The sequence below is a fragment of the Parapedobacter luteus genome (assembly GCF_900168055.1).
Taxonomy (GTDB): domain Bacteria; phylum Bacteroidota; class Bacteroidia; order Sphingobacteriales; family Sphingobacteriaceae; genus Parapedobacter; species Parapedobacter luteus.
Genome location: NZ_FUYS01000003.1, coordinates 329,290 through 343,210, shown reverse-complemented (window position 1 = coordinate 343,210; position 13,921 = coordinate 329,290). Strand labels below are relative to the sequence as shown.

Below are 13,921 nucleotides of genomic sequence, written 5' to 3'. Positions count from 1 at the left end.
GTTAGTTATTATTGTTCGCTAAAAAATATGTAGTTTTACCGTTTTAATAAACGAGGCAAGTAATGGAAATACGAGGAAAAGTACACGAAATTGGTGATGTGCAACAGGTTACCGATACATTCAAGAAAAGAGATCTAATAATCCAATATGCGGAAAACCCTCAATTTGTCGAATATATCCGTTTCGAGGCAACGCAGGATCGGACGACGTTGTTCGACAACCTGAGTGTGGGCGATGAGGTAGAAGTTTCATTCAATCTACGTGGACGTCCCTGGACCAATAAAGACGGGGTAACCAGTTATTTCAACTCACTGGTTGCATGGCGTGTAGCCAAGGTTACCACCACTCCGGTGGCAAACGCGGGCCAGGCAGCTTCCGGTCCTCAGGCATTTGATGCCCCTCCTACGGTAGATATTTCTGCAGATGATGGAAAAGACGACGATTTGCCCTTTTAATCCGAATATAGTTTTAGTTGATAATAAATCAATAAAGGTAGTGCGATGAGTGCTGCCTTTTTTTATTTCTTTTTACTCCCAGCGTTTTTTCGGGGTACAGGTCATGTCGGCAATTTTCCGCAGCAGGATCGGCCGCTGGTCATAGCGGTTTTCGAGCACAAGGAAGTCGGCACTATACCGGACAATTTTGAAACGCGGTAGATACTGCCCAGTACGGTGGCACCCGGAGGTTTTCCGGCGCCAGTCCGGCTTGGTATAAAGCCCATCTACCAGAAGGCTATCGCCACGTACCACATACACACCTATGGCGTATTCAGTCCATTGCCCCGCATTGTAGCAAGAATCTGCTACATTCTTGACTTTGGATCTCGTCCGCAGCGTTGCATAAATGGAGTCGCACGTGAATTTTAATTCGTGCAGCGTATATTGTAAAAGCGCATGTTGCATGGGTACGCTGTCCTGTATCCAAAGGCCTTGCAGGTAATCCGCTCCTTCACTTTGTACATCCGGATTGAAGTGGCAACTGCTCATGCTTAGAAAAAGCATACCGGCCAAATGTAGCCGGTATACTATGCTGTGCGATTTATGTCGTACTAGACGGGTCACAACCACGATCTACTTCAGCCCGCCAATCATATCTTCTGGGCGAACCCATTCGTCAAACTGTTCGTTGGTGAGCAAGCCCAATTCCAGTGCCGCTTCACGCAAGGACTTGTTTTCCTTATGGGCTTTCTTAGCGATTTTGGCTGCATTTTCGTAGCCAATGTGAGGATTGAGCGCAGTGACGAGCATCAGCGAATTTTCGAGATGTTTCTTGATGCCGTCGTAGTTTGGCTCGATGCCGGTAGCGCAATGCTCATTGAACGAAATGCAAGCGTCGCCAATCAATTGGGCGGATTGCAGAAAGTTGGCCGCCATAACCGGTTTGAAGACGTTAAGTTCGTAATGGCCGTTAGCGCCACCGAAGGAAATGGTTACATCATTGCCAATAACTTGTGCAGCCACCATCGTAAGCGCTTCGCACTGCGTTGGATTTACCTTGCCAGGCATAATGGATGAGCCCGGTTCGTTCTCTGGAATCAGGATTTCGCCAATGCCCGAACGCGGGCCGGAAGCGAGCATACGGATATCATTGGCAATTTTGTGCAGCGATACGGCCAATTGCTTCAATGCGCCATGACTTTCTACAATCGCATCGTGAGCCGCCAACGCCTCAAATTTGTTGGGTGCCGTGCGAAAGGGTAATCCCGTAAAGTCGGCGATATACTTGGCTACGGTTTCTGCATAACCTTTTGGTGTGTTGATGCCGGTGCCAACAGCGGTGCCGCCCAGGGCCAGCTCAGCGAGGTGAGCCAACGTATTTTTAAGCGCTTTCAAGCCATAGTCGAGCTGGGCCACATAGCCCGAAAATTCCTGTCCGAGGGTCAGGGGGGTTGCGTCCATCAAGTGGGTGCGACCTATCTTGACAACATTGGCGAACGCTTCGGCTTTTGCTTTCAGCGTGTCGCGTAGCTTTTCCACGCCGGGGATGGTCACTTCCACTATTTTTTTGTAGGCTGCGATATGCATGGCCGTAGGGTAGGTATCGTTGGATGACTGTGACTTGTTTACATCATCATTGGGGTGAATGAAAGGCTTGCCTTCCCCCAATTTGTTGCCCTGGATGACATGAGCGCGGTTAGATACCACCTCGTTGACGTTCATGTTTGATTGGGTCCCGGATCCGGTTTGCCAAACAACCAGGGGAAATTGATCAGCCAATTGCCCTGCCAGAATTTCATCACACACCTGCGCAATCAGATCACGTTTTTCAGTAGGCAGTATGCCCGCGTCTGCATTGGTGTAAGCCGCGGCCTTCTTGAGGTATGCAAAGGCCTCGATGATTTCCGCGGGCATGGAAGCTGCAGGTCCGATTTTAAAATTGTTGCGCGAGCGTTCGGTCTGGGCGCCCCAATACTTGTCGGCAGGTACTTGCACCTCGCCCATGGTATCGTGTTCTATTCTATATGACATGGAATTGTTATTTTGATTATGCTTACAAAGTTACGAAGATATGGGAGATGTGGAAATATCGAAAGCATTGAGTCAGCGAAAAGGTAGAAAACCTGTTTGACCCCCATTACCTCGCCACCTCGATATCATGAAGATTTCCCGGCCGGGCAGGAATTTCATCGTGCTAGGATATATTATATGCAAAGCCACCCAAAACCAACATGGTATATTGGGTGGCTTTATTTTCGTTGCGCCTCCCGGGGCCTACGGCATGAGGAAAACTCCACTGTCCTATCGGGTGTCTTCCTACCAGCCGGGATTCTGTATCAGCGCACGGTTTCGGTCGATCTCAGATTGAGGGATCGGCCATAAGTAATGCCGCTCTTGGAATACACGGGTCTCAAATACCGTACGGCGATAGAACTCGGGGTCATCGAAATCTGATACGGGCGCCTCTACGTTCATCCCTTCGAATGGCCCACCGTCTGTTTCCATAGCGATTTTCCATCGTCTGGTATCAAAATAGCGGTGGTTTTCGAATGCTAATTCCACCTGTCTTTCCTGTTGGATGCGCCGACGCATCTCTTCTTGGGTGTATTCGCCCTCAAGTTTTGGGATACCGGCCCGCTCACGTATCAGGTTGATATAACGAAGGATATCCGGATTCCCGGGATCATACTCGTTCAGTGCTTCGGCATAATTGAGATAAACCTCGCCCAGACGAAACATGACGTACGGCCTCCTGACAAAACGGTTCAGCCGTGGATTACTGTTCGGGTGAATGTTCTTTCGGATTAAATAGCCGGTGCGTGAGAAATCCCAGGTGCCCTCCATGCCGGTATTTCCATAACGATGCATCCCAACCCTGATATCACCTTCGTCGCGATGAACCCAATACGAACCGTTATAGACAATCGATGCATAGAAACGGGGCTCCCGATTTACGTACATGTTGTAAGTCCCAGCCGTGGTGTACCGCGTATCCGCTGTGGAAAATCCGGTTTCGACATACCCCGAGCCTTCTTCATCAATGGCTTTGCCATTAGCCATAAAATAGGCGTCCACTTGTTTTTGCGTAGCGCCAATACCCGACCATCCGCCACCAAAGCGGGGAGAAGCGTGTCGCTCCCAATCCCCGTCATTCCACGCTGGACGGACAAAAATCTGCTCCCTGTTCCAAGGCTCCAAAACTACGCCGGAATAGGACGCAATGGGCTCAACGTTCCCGTCGCTGTCCGTCACCTTATACAGGTCGAAATGATTGAGATCAATAATCGCTTTTGCCGCATCAGCAGCAAGCTTCCATTTGTTTTCGTCGTAGCTTTGGCTGATCAACGGTGTTCCGCCTTCATTGGTAAACGAGGCGTAGTCGGTATTTCCGTTGTAAAGGGGGCTTGCCGCATACAGCAGCAGACGCGCCTTTACAGCCATGGCCATTGACCTGGTGGCGCGGCCTTCTTCCCTTGCATTGGTCTGCACAAGTGGCAGGGCTTGTCCTGCTGCATCCAATTCACTGGCGATGTAGCTGACGCATTCATCAAAGGTATTTCTCGGGATCAATAGGTTGTCAAACGGCGTATCGGGTGGAATTACCTCGTCACCCAGCAGAATGACAGGCCCGTATTGCCGCAATAGGCAAAAGTAAAAATAGGCCCGCAAAAACCGGGCTTCCGCCCAATACTGGTCAATCAATGCCTGGCCGTTGGGTAACTTGAGTATTTCCGCATTTCCGCCAATATGCTGCATGAAATAGGTAGCCGATCGGATGCCGCGATAGTAATGTTCCCAGAATTGGAAATATCCGGAGTTCGGGTCCCAAGCGCCCAGATTGATGAAATAGGTGTTATAGCCGCTCCGGGCCCAGGTCATATCCGCTTCATCCGCTACGCCCATCCACGGGTTTTCCGACCATTGGTTATTTTCTTCCCGTATACGGGCGTAGATGTTTGCCAGGTACTGTTCCGATTCCAGGCGCCTATTAAATACTTCCTCAATAGTGATGCGATCATCCGGAACCTGATCAAAGAAATTCTTTTGGCATCCAAAGGTGGTGAGTAAAAGGCACAGTCCACTGACAAGCGCTGTAATGTATGTCTTTTGTTTCATGGTTGACGAAGCTTAAAATGTTAATTGAATGCCCAAACTGTATGTCTTGTGCTGCGGGTAATTTGTTCCGCGCCCGTTCCCCATCTCCACATCCCAGATCTTAAATTCCGATAGCGTGAATAAGTTAAATCCTTGGAAGAAAATCGTAGCAGACTCCAGTTGGAATCGATTGGTAAAGCGCTTATTGAGCGTGTAATTCAGGTCCAATGTCTTCAATCGCAGAAACGAACCGTTTTTGACCCACCATGAGCTTGTTCGATAGTTCATGTTCTCGTCACCGAACGTCAAGCGGGGGTAGAACGCGTTGAAGTTTTGATTTTCCGCTGTCCAACGGTCTTCGATAATGGTCAATAAATTCCCTCTCGTACCTCCCTGCTGAAATGGTACAAGGCCTTCTCCGTTTAATAGGATGTCTACATTGCCGATTCCCTGAAAGAATGCCGCCATGGAGAATTGCCCCCATCGAAAGCCGGCACGCAGGCCATACACCAGCTGCGGCGTATCGCCGTAACCGATAGGCGCCTCATCATTGGAGTCAATCATTCCATCGCCATTGAGGTCGCGGTACCGGATATCGCCGACGCGCACATCGCCTATCTGCGTCGCGCTGTTTTCGATCTCCTCCTCACTCCTGAATAACCCTTCTGCTATCAAGCCGAAGCGCTGGCCAATACGTTGGCCCTTCCGCTCGCGCCAGGGATAGTTCCAGGGAGGCAGGTCGTCGTCAATCACGACATTCCGGTTGTATGTGACTGTTCCCTGGAAGTTGACACTGAAGTTGCCGGATAATGCTCCGTCATAGGTCAGTGAGGCGTCTAATCCTTTGTTTTCGGTGATTCCCAGGTTGCCATATGGGTTATTCAGCAAGCCCACGAATGCGGGGACAGAACTTCTGCGCAAGAATGAGCCTTCGCGACGTTCATGAAACAGATCGAATTGTATATTTAACCGATTACCCGGCGCAAAGCGTGTGTCTACGTCGATGCCGATATTCGTTTTGGTCGCCTTTTCCCAGCTGACGTCGACCGCGTATTCGGCGATATCCAATCCGCTGAATGAGTTATTCCAATCCCTGCCGAAGGTGTATCCTCCCGCTCCTTCGCCCACCGTGCCGATATATGCAAAACGGCGGCCACCGATGTCGGCGTTACCGACTTGGCCATGTGAGAAGCGGAATTTGGCCATTGGAAAGACATCGCTTAATGACCCGAAGAATGGTTCATTCGATATAACCCAGCCCAGACCGACCGACGGAAAGAACCCGTATCGGCGGTTGGGTAAAAAATTCTCGGACCCATTGTAGCCAAAGTTTACCTCCAAAAGGTATTTTTCCTTAAAGCCATAAGTGGCGCGTCCTGCAAGGCCACGGAGCCGGTAGGGTAAAGATCCGATGAAGTCTCCGGAGAAATTGTCGATGTAATCGCTTTGATTAAAAAGGAGCATACCCGTTGCCTGGTGATTACCGAACGACCCTGTGTAGTTCAGCGCGCTCTCGGTATAAAAATTACGGTTGCTGGTTTGATTTGTTCGTTCAAACCCCAGATAGGGACTGCCGACATACGTTTGCTCAAAAACCAGCTCGCCGTTTTCATCCCGTTGCGTAGCCAGATATGTGTCGGGCCGTTTTAGTCTTCTGGCAGCTGTTTCGTTATACGAATCGAATGAAAACATCGACGTTAACGACAGGCCGGGGATCAGCATGTGGAGATCCTGAGTGGCTCGGATATTCGAATTGATTCGGTTGCGCCACTCCGTGACATATCCCGTTTGTGTCAGCATAGCATAGGGATTTTGTAATTCACCGCCACGCTGGTCGCCAACATATCCATTGCTGTACAAAACAGGGAATGCGATCGGTGTGGCTTGCATGGCCATCCCGAAAATCCCTCCGGTAGAAGAGCCCGGAAAGTTGCCATTCATGATGTACCCTTGAACACCCAGATCAATTTTTGTTGTAGCGGTTGCTTGCATAGAAAGGTTGGTGGTGAAATTATAGCGGTCCAGCTTGATTTGCGAATTGTAGTTCTGGAGTTCATCACGCTTGAATAGTCCGACCTCACTAAAGTATGCTGTAGAGACATAAAAATTCACACGATCCGATCCGCCCGTCATATTCAAGTTTGCGCGGCGATTATGGCCGAATTTATTGAAAACTTCATCGTACCAGTTGACGTCCGGATAAAGATCAGGGTCTTCGCCGCTGGCTGTTTTCGCAATGATGTCCTCCGAATAACGGGCTGCCTTGCCTCTTGTTGTATGCGCTTCGTTGACGATTCGCATATAAGTGGCCCCATCAACCAGCGACGGGATACGTGTGAATTGGTTGATGGCTTCATTATAACCTGCGGTGATATTGATGCGGCCGGGCTTGCCCTTCCGGGTGTTGATAAGGATGACACCGTTCGCGCCGCGAACACCATAGACCGCCGTTGCCGAGGCGTCCTTTAAAATGGAAAAGCTTTCGATGTCTTCGGGGTCTATATCGGAAAACGGACGTTGCACACCATCAACCAGCACTAAGGGGCTGCTTGACCCCGTTAACGTGGAAACACCCCTGATCCAGACATTTGCGTTATCATATCCCGGTTCGCCGCTCCGTTGGACGGCCACTATTCCCGATAGTCTGCCCGCCAATACCGTTGAAAGATTCCGTACCGGGGTTTTCAGTTCCTCTGGTTTTACCGTGGCCTGAGAGCCAATGTTGGTGATTTTCTTCTGTACGCCAAATCCCACCACGACGACTTCGTCCAGACCGGTATTATCCTCTTGCAAAACCACGTCGAAAACGGATTGCGTTCCAACGGCAATTTCTTGGGTGACATAGCCGACGTAAGAGAAGATTAGGGTGGTAACAGGGCCCGACGGCGCGTCCAATACGAATTTGCCATTGATATCCGTACTGGTGGTCGCCTTCGATTCCTTTACCGCCACCGAAACACCAACCAATGGTGCGCCAAGGCTGTCCGTCACCGTACCCGTAATGGTTCGTTGCCGAGTTACGATTGCCATTTTTTCGGGCTGTATATCCGTTCGTGAGTTGCTCGAACGCTTGATGACAACCGTATTTTCCTGGATATGCCAGTCGAGATTCTTGTTTGCGAGAATGGCCGTCATCGCATCAGCCAACTCCAATTGTTCGATATTCAAACTGATGCGGGTTGACGCAATCTTATTTCCGATGAAAAAGAACGAAACACCCTGTTGCCGTTGTACACTGTTCATCACTTCTTGTAGCGTTGCATTGCGGACATTCAGCGTGATTTTTTGAGCGTTACTCTCAGCGAAGGATTGCAAAACGAACACCGCAATCAAAAAAGTCGTCAGTTTCATTATTCGTATATATTGGTAGATACAGGAATAGATATCCTTGTTCACACATCGTGAAAAACTCATATATTTGCTTTGTTTGGGTGGTTATAATTTTGGTTATTTCCATGTAGCGATACGTCAGGAGTACTATCCAAACGTATATGCCGGGTGGTGTTGTGAGCATCATCCGGATTTTTGCGCTGTAAATGAGGTCTCAACTCATTCGGGTGCTGGTTTTATCATCGCTTTTCAGTTTAATTGGTTATTTAATCGGTCGTGTTTAATTCATGTTATTCGGTACCCACAACGAGCTGAAGTCCGCTCTTTTTAGCGATGACTTCGAAGTCAAGCCCGGCTTCCTCCAATATGCTCAAGAACGCTCCAAGCGACATATTTCGCTCAATCTTTCCATAGAACTCAATCGTATGCAGGTCGTTTCGGTAAACCACTTCGATATCGTACCATCGTGCCAATTGGGCAAAAGCCTCCTGTGGCGAATCGCCGTCGAAATAGAAAAACCCGTCTTTCCATGCGGTGTGCTGGCTGACATCCACCCATTCAACCCGAACGGATGATGTGTCGACAATCCCTTGCTGGCCCGGGCGGAGTGTGAACGGCGCATGCGCGTGATTAATGCGCGAGTTGTCAAGCCCTACCTGCACCTTTCCTTTTACCAACGTGGTTTTCGTTTCGGGCTCGTCTGGGTACGCACTGATGTTGAATTCAGTACCCAGCACGTTGATCGTCTGCCTGCCGGAAATGACCTTAAAAGGTCTGGAGTCTTCCGCAACAACAAAATACCCTTCGCCCGCGATTTCAACAACACGTTCATTACGGTCAAAGGCTGTCGGATACCGTAACGACGAGGATGCGTTTAGCCAGATTTGCGTACCATCTTGCAATACGATTTGGTATGTTCCCCCTCTCGGTGTCGTGAGTATAGCATACGGCGGACCGGTGTGGCCTGTCGGTGCAGCTTCGTATTGATCCAGTAGTCTGCTGCCATCAGTATAGGAAATGTTCTGATCTCTGAAAATTATCCCATGTTGTGTTTCATCGAGCGTGATTGTCCGCCCATCAGTGAGTGTTAAGGTAGCCCGGTTTCCACCTGGTTGGATGTTCTCTGCACGTACGATATCCGACCGCGTATGGCCGGGTTGTTTTTCAAGAAACCACCAAGCCAAGGTAGCCGCTGCGATGACCATCGCTGCAACATACGGCAGCCACTTGTTCAACCGACGTTTTGGACGACGTGCGATGGATCGCCGGATATGTTCATTCATGCGTTTGAGACGGACAACACCCGCTTCCGTGTCAACGAGGAAAAGCAATGTGCGTAGATCTTCCCGGAGCGTTTCTTCGGAATCCAACCGCGCAAGCGTTGCGCGATGTTGGACATCTTCATCTGCCCATTGCTCGATTTGTTGGTTTTCTGTATCGGTGGCAATCCCCTGTAGCCTGCGCACAAGCAATTGCTCGATGTCTTTTCCGGTTCTCAATCTAAGGGTCTTTGGACGCTATTACGATATTTCCAATGAAACCTTTCCGATTATTACAAAAAAACTGTATCCGGAAATGCTCACGTTTTAGGAGCATGACAATTCAAATTGCCGATTCGCTAACGACAAAAAAGCGACGTAGATTAACAGGTCTTTTCCTTTAAATAACTTTTGAAGCCGTGCTAATGCTTTGGATCGCGCGATGAATACGGCGTTTGAATTCATGCCCAATTCAGCGCCTATTTCTTCCGTGCTCAATCCATCAATGAAAGTGAGTTTAAAAACCCGTTGTTGCGTAGGCGAGAGCCTCTTGATCGCTGCGTAGATGAGTTGTAAGGTTTCCGCATGTATCATCCGTGCGAGCAAGTCGCTGTCTGCCTGTAGCAACTCTTCCTTAAGTTCGCCGGATGCCGCCCGTAGGCGATTTCCAATTCCTTTAAGGTAGTCTATGCAAGCATTGCGGGTGGTTAGGTAGAGGAACGATTTCAGGTGTGCTTCGCTCTCCAACCGTTCACGGGCTTCCCAAAGCTTCAGGAACGCATCCTGGACGAGCTCTTCGGCTATCGAATCGTCACCGACCATACGGTAAGCAAACAGTAAAAGGCCCCGGGCATACCGGTCGAAATACGCGGAAAGTATCCGCTCATCTCCCGACTTGAACTGTTCGAATGACATCTATTTATACCGTTGGTTGCAACAAGTATAGCAAATTTGAACAATACCGCAATTTAAAAAAGCCCCCGGAACCGAAATGGCGCCGGGGGCTGTATGAGGGCTGGGAATACTTCCTTATTTACTTAGGTACATCGACTTTTTGGCGTACATCTCGCGGAAGAACGGATCATCCAGATCTTTGATAAAGCGAATTGCCTCGCCCGTCGATTTCATTTCGGGACCCAGCTGTTTATCCACATCCGGGAATTTGTCAAACGAGAAGACCGGTACTTTGATGGCATAACCCGTAAGCTTGCGTTCGATGTTGAAGTCTTTCAGTTTGTTTACGCCAAGCATGATCTTGGTGGCAATATTGATATAAGGCACGTCATAAGCCTTGGCAATAAAGGGCACGGTGCGTGACGCCCGCGGATTGGCTTCGATGACATACACTTTTTCGTCTTTGATGGCAAATTGTATGTTGAGCAAGCCCTTTACTTTGAGAGCCTTGGCAAGCTTGATGGTGTATTGCTCCATTTGGCGCTGCACGTTTTCAGGCAGGCTGAATGGCGGAAGTACGGCACTTGAATCGCCCGAGTGTATGCCTGCAGGTTCAATGTGTTCCATCATGCCGATGATATGAACGTCTTCACCATCGCAAATAGAATCAGACTCTGCTTCCTCGGCGCGGTCAAGGAAGTGGTCGATAAGAACACGGTTGCCCGGCAAGTTGCGCAATAGTTTTACCACAGCTTTTTCGAGTTCTTCATCGTTGATGACGATGCTCATACGCTCGCCCCCGAGCACGTAGCTTGGGCGTACCAGTACCGGATAACCCACTTCGTTCGCAACCTTGAGTGCCTCCTCGGCACTTTCAGCTACGCCGTACTTCGGATAAGGGATGTCGAGCGATTTCAGTAAATCCGAGAAACGACCGCGATCTTCCGCCAAATCCATATCTTTGAAGGAGGTTCCGATGATTTTGATGCCATTGGCTTCGAGTTTCTCCGCCATCTTCAAGGCAGTTTGACCCCCCAACTGTACGATTACCCCTTCAGGTTTTTCCAATGCTATGATTTCGCGGACGTGTTCCCAATAAACGGGTTCAAAATACAGCTTGTCGGCCATATTGAAATCGGTGGACACCGTCTCAGGGTTGCAGTTGATCATGATAGACTCAAATCCGGCCTCCTTGGCTGCCAGCAGGCCATGCACACAGGAGTAGTCAAATTCAATGCCTTGTCCGATACGGTTCGGACCAGAGCCAAGCACGATGATTTTCTTACGGTCGGACACCACCGATTCGGTTTCTTCCTCGAAGGTTGAATAATAGTAGGGAGTTTGTGCCGGAAATTCCGCTGCACACGTATCGACCATTTTATATACCCTTCGGATGCCGAGTTCCGTGCGGCGGTGGTATACATCATCTTCCGTGACGTTGCCCAGCAACCAGGCAATCTGTACATCCGAATAGCCTTTTTGTTTCAATGCGAGGAAAAAGTCGCGCGGGATATTATTCAGTTGATACCGGCGTAGCTCGGCCTCAAGATGCACCAACTCTTGGATTTGTAGAAGGAACCACTTGTCGATGTGCGTCGCTTTCCGGATGGATTCCAACGGAACGCCCAGCTCAAACGCATCTTTGATGTGGAATATGCGGTCGCTGCTTGGGTGTTCGAGGCTGTGCATAATCTCCTCAAGGTTGCGCAGTTGCTTGCCGTCAGCGCCCAGCCCATGGCGTCCGGTCTCCAAGCTTTGGCAAGCTTTCTGCAACGCTTCGATGAAGGTACGGCCAATGGCCATGACTTCGCCTACCGATTTCATTTGTAGGCCCAATTCGCGGTTAGCCCCCTTGAATTTAGCAAAGTTCCAGCGAGGAACTTTCACGATGACATAATCAAGCGTTGGTTCGAAATACGCGGAAGTCGTCTTCGTGATTTGATTTTCGATTTCATCGAGGTTATAGCCGATGGCTAACTTCGATGCAATTTTGGCAATGGGATATCCAGTGGCTTTAGAAGCTAATGCCGACGAGCGAGATACGCGCGGGTTGATTTCGATGGCGATGATTTCCTCGTTTTCCGGATTGACAGAAAATTGCACATTACATCCGCCCGCGAAGTTGCCAATGGCCCGCATCATTTGGATGGCTTGGTTGCGCATCTGTTGGTAGCAACGGTCGCTGAGCGTCATACCGGGTGCTACCGTTATCGAGTCGCCGGTGTGGATACCCATCGGGTCGAAGTTTTCAATGGTACAGATGATAATGACATTATCATTGTTGTCGCGAAGCAATTCCAGCTCAAACTCTTTCCAGCCCAATACGGCCTGTTCTACCAATACCTCATGCGTAGGAGAGGCTTGCAGTCCGCGGCTAAGCGCAGCTTCGAAATCTTCTTTCTTGTGTACAAAACCACCGCCCGTGCCACCCAAGGTATAAGACGGCCGGATAACCAGCGGAAAGCCGATTTCCTGGGCAGCTTCTTTCCCTTCGAGGAAGGAGTTGGCGATTTTCGATTTGGCGATACCTACCCCGATGTCAACCATCAGCTTGCGGAATTCTTCGCGGTTTTCCGTCTTTTCAATCGCGGCTACATCCACGCCGATAACCTGGACATTGTATTTTTTCCAAAGGCCGCGCTCATCGGCTTCGATGCAAAGATTGAGCGCTGTCTGCCCACCCATGGTTGGCAGGACGGCATCGATGCGGCGTTCCTGGAGGATTTTTTCAATGCTTTCACACGTCAGCGGAAGCAAGTAAACGTGGTCGGCAATGACCTTATCGGTCATGATGGTCGCGGGGTTCGAGTTAATGATGGATACCTCAATCCCCTCCTCTTTGAGCGACAAAGCCGCCTGCGAGCCGGAATAATCAAATTCGCAGGCCTGTCCAATGACAATGGGGCCTGAACCGATAATCAAAACAGAATTGATGGAAGTGTTTCTGGGCATTATATGGTGAAAAACGTTAACAATGTTTCAACGATACCTGGTGTCAAAACAGCGAGAATGCCTGAGAAAATGAGGTAGGATATTCCGACTGTTTTGTCGGAGTGCAAAGGTATACTTTTTTTGTGGAATAATCCGTGAAATATTTTCATTATCTGATCGCGGCGCGGATAGGTTTGTTCTGCGGTATTATTGGCTTATTTTAGGAATTTTTTTTCGCTATTGTCATTAATATTTTACCTTTGACGCCGGTAAAAGGATTATTTAAATTCGAGGCCGTTAAGAATAAATTTATTTACAAATGAAACTGTCATGGTTTTCAAAAATCACAAAGTGGAATAATTAAACCATGACAGCTTTATCGCCACTGAAAAAAAATAAAATAGATGAAAATCAGATTGCTATTATCAGCTCTTTTTTCTGTTTGCGTGATGACATCCTTTGCGCAAAGCGAGTATAACCAGTCGGTTGGGTTGCGATTCGGTGCCGGTCATTATGATTGGATAGCCGCGTCTTACAAGATGTTTATTGCCCGGCCTGCGGCCGTGGAATTTAATCTTGGCTTTAGCGGAGCCGATAGAAGATGGGGCGGAAATGACTGGAATTGGTCATCCCTTGCGCTGTCAGGCACATACCAATATCATTTCGATATCCCCGAAGTGCCGGGATTAAAATGGTTTGTCGGTGGCGGACTTTCACTATATACCGCATTTTCGGATTTAGATGATTTTCAAGGCTTCGGCGTGGGTATTTACCCGACGGGTGGGGCAGATTACAAATTTGATAATATTCCTTTAAATCTGTCGGCCGATTTAAGGCCTACCATTTATATCGACGGATTAAAGCAACGGGGGAATTTCTTTCCTAATCTAGGCATCGCTGCGCGGTACACATTTTAGCCGGCTTCAGCTAAAGACTTTTCAAAGGCATTGCCATTAGCTGATGGAGCTGATGGCA

Annotated in this window: 9 protein-coding genes; 2 read left to right on the top strand and 7 right to left on the bottom strand. The window is 49.0% G+C overall.

Going from position 1 to position 13,921, the window contains the following annotated elements; genetic code table 11:
- Nucleotides 1-62: 62 nt before the first annotated feature.
- A complete protein-coding gene (locus B5X72_RS08050) occupies nucleotides 63-455 on the top strand; it encodes a DUF3127 domain-containing protein (protein ID WP_079716327.1) in 393 nt (130 codons plus the stop codon).
- A 72-nt stretch (nucleotides 456-527) separates the two neighbouring features.
- Here the strand turns inward: B5X72_RS08050 and B5X72_RS08045 are convergent, their stop codons facing one another.
- The 7 genes from B5X72_RS08045 to carB form a co-directional block, all read right to left on the bottom strand.
- A complete protein-coding gene (locus tag B5X72_RS08045) occupies nucleotides 528-986 on the bottom strand; it encodes a fumarate hydratase (RefSeq protein WP_245826880.1) in 459 nt (152 codons plus the stop codon).
- 84 nt (nucleotides 987-1,070) lie between these two features.
- Nucleotides 1,071-2,468, bottom strand: coding sequence for a class II fumarate hydratase (gene fumC, locus B5X72_RS08040; protein ID WP_079716325.1), 1,398 nt, complete (start codon nucleotides 2,466-2,468; stop codon nucleotides 1,071-1,073).
- A 285-nt stretch (nucleotides 2,469-2,753) separates the two neighbouring features.
- Nucleotides 2,754-4,553, bottom strand: a complete 1,800-nt coding sequence (locus B5X72_RS08035; protein WP_079716324.1) for a RagB/SusD family nutrient uptake outer membrane protein — start codon at nucleotides 4,551-4,553, stop codon at nucleotides 2,754-2,756.
- A gap of 12 nt (nucleotides 4,554-4,565) precedes the next feature.
- Nucleotides 4,566-7,883, bottom strand: coding sequence for a TonB-dependent receptor (locus B5X72_RS08030; RefSeq protein ID WP_079716323.1), 3,318 nt, complete (start codon nucleotides 7,881-7,883; stop codon nucleotides 4,566-4,568).
- A 269-nt stretch (nucleotides 7,884-8,152) separates the two neighbouring features.
- On the bottom strand, nucleotides 8,153-9,361 hold the full coding sequence (locus B5X72_RS08025) for a FecR family protein (protein WP_079716322.1): 1,209 nt from the start codon (nucleotides 9,359-9,361) through the stop codon (nucleotides 8,153-8,155).
- Nucleotides 9,362-9,448: 87 nt separating this feature from the next.
- Nucleotides 9,449-10,036, bottom strand: coding sequence for an RNA polymerase sigma factor (locus tag B5X72_RS08020; protein ID WP_079716321.1), 588 nt, complete (start codon nucleotides 10,034-10,036; stop codon nucleotides 9,449-9,451).
- A gap of 114 nt (nucleotides 10,037-10,150) precedes the next feature.
- Nucleotides 10,151-12,967 carry a carbamoyl-phosphate synthase large subunit gene (gene carB, locus B5X72_RS08015; RefSeq protein ID WP_079716312.1) on the bottom strand — a complete coding sequence of 939 codons (2,817 nt, stop codon included), beginning with the start codon at nucleotides 12,965-12,967 and terminating at the stop codon, nucleotides 10,151-10,153.
- Nucleotides 12,968-13,350: 383 nt separating this feature from the next.
- On the opposite strand from carB, the gene B5X72_RS08010 reads away from it, so the two are divergent.
- On the top strand, nucleotides 13,351-13,863 hold the full coding sequence (locus tag B5X72_RS08010) for a hypothetical protein (RefSeq protein ID WP_079716310.1): 513 nt from the start codon (nucleotides 13,351-13,353) through the stop codon (nucleotides 13,861-13,863).
- Nucleotides 13,864-13,921: the final 58 nt, after the last annotated feature.

Excerpts from the sequence above, each read along its gene's own strand:
- B5X72_RS08010 (WP_079716310.1), top strand. The coding sequence starts at position 13,351 with ATGAAAATCAGATTGCTATTATCAGCTCTTTTTTCTGTTTGCGTGATG.
- B5X72_RS08020 (WP_079716321.1), bottom strand. The coding sequence starts at position 10,036 with ATGTCATTCGAACAGTTCAAGTCGGGAGATGAGCGGATACTTTCCGCG.
- B5X72_RS08045 (WP_245826880.1), bottom strand. The coding sequence starts at position 986 with ATGAGCAGTTGCCACTTCAATCCGGATGTACAAAGTGAAGGAGCGGAT.
- fumC (WP_079716325.1), bottom strand. The coding sequence starts at position 2,468 with ATGTCATATAGAATAGAACACGATACCATGGGCGAGGTGCAAGTACCT.
- B5X72_RS08030 (WP_079716323.1), bottom strand. The coding sequence starts at position 7,883 with ATGAAACTGACGACTTTTTTGATTGCGGTGTTCGTTTTGCAATCCTTC.
- carB (WP_079716312.1), bottom strand. The coding sequence starts at position 12,967 with ATGCCCAGAAACACTTCCATCAATTCTGTTTTGATTATCGGTTCAGGC.
- B5X72_RS08050 (WP_079716327.1), top strand. The coding sequence starts at position 63 with ATGGAAATACGAGGAAAAGTACACGAAATTGGTGATGTGCAACAGGTT.
- B5X72_RS08035 (WP_079716324.1), bottom strand. The coding sequence starts at position 4,553 with ATGAAACAAAAGACATACATTACAGCGCTTGTCAGTGGACTGTGCCTT.